Below are 652 nucleotides of genomic sequence, written 5' to 3'. Positions count from 1 at the left end.
GGTCGGTGGAGGGCATCGGGCTGCACCGGCCGGCCGCGGCGGGGGGAGCACCCGCCCCCGCCGTACCGGCCCGTACCGGCGTGGACCAGGATGGCGGTGATGGTCTACCGCTATTTCTACGACTGTGAGTTCATCGAGGACGGCCGGATCGTCGACCTGGTCTCCATCGGTGTCGTCGACGAGTACGGCCGCGAGTTCTACGCGGTCTCCACCCAGTTCGACGACTCCCGCGCGGTCCCGTGGGTACGCCGCAACGTGCTCAACCGGCTCCCCTCGCCGGCCGACCCGGCCTGGCGGTCCCGGGAGCGGATCCGCGACGATCTCCACGAGTTCCTGCTGGAGCCGGTCCGGGACCGGCCGGGCGAGAAGCTGGAACTCTGGGCCTGGTACGCGGCGTACGACCACGTCGCGCTGGCCCAGCTGTGGGGGGCGATGCCGGCCCTGCCACGGGAGATCCCCCGGTTCACCAAGGACCTCCGGCAACTCTGGGACGACCGGGGCTGTCCGCCGCTGCCCGACGCCGCCGCCGACCGGCACGACGCGCTGGTCGACGCCCGGCACAACCTCGCCCGTTGGCGCGCGATGACCCGCTGACCGGTCCCCGGGCGCCCGCCCGGCGGCCGGCTCCGGTCAGCGTGCCGGTCTCCGGTCC

The 652-nt window shown here is 73.8% G+C and carries 1 protein-coding gene; it reads left to right on the top strand.

From position 1 onward, the window contains the following. Window positions 1-99: 99 nt before the first annotated feature. Window positions 100-594 (top strand): polyadenylate-specific 3'-exoribonuclease AS, encoded by a 495-nt coding sequence (locus tag GSF22_RS34055; RefSeq protein WP_208817980.1) that lies wholly within the window; start codon window positions 100-102, stop codon window positions 592-594. Window positions 595-652: the final 58 nt, after the last annotated feature.

Origin of the sequence: Micromonospora echinofusca (assembly GCF_017614955.1) — a bacterium.
In the GTDB taxonomy this organism is placed as follows: domain Bacteria; phylum Actinomycetota; class Actinomycetes; order Mycobacteriales; family Micromonosporaceae; genus Micromonospora; species Micromonospora echinofusca_A.
The sequence above is the reverse complement of the archived record's forward strand: the minus strand, read 5'-3'. Positions and strand labels throughout refer to the sequence as shown.

Bases quoted from the DNA above. Each gene is read 5' to 3' on its own strand.
- GSF22_RS34055 (WP_208817980.1), top strand. From the start codon at position 100: ATGGTCTACCGCTATTTCTACGACTGTGAGTTCATCGAGGACGGCCGG.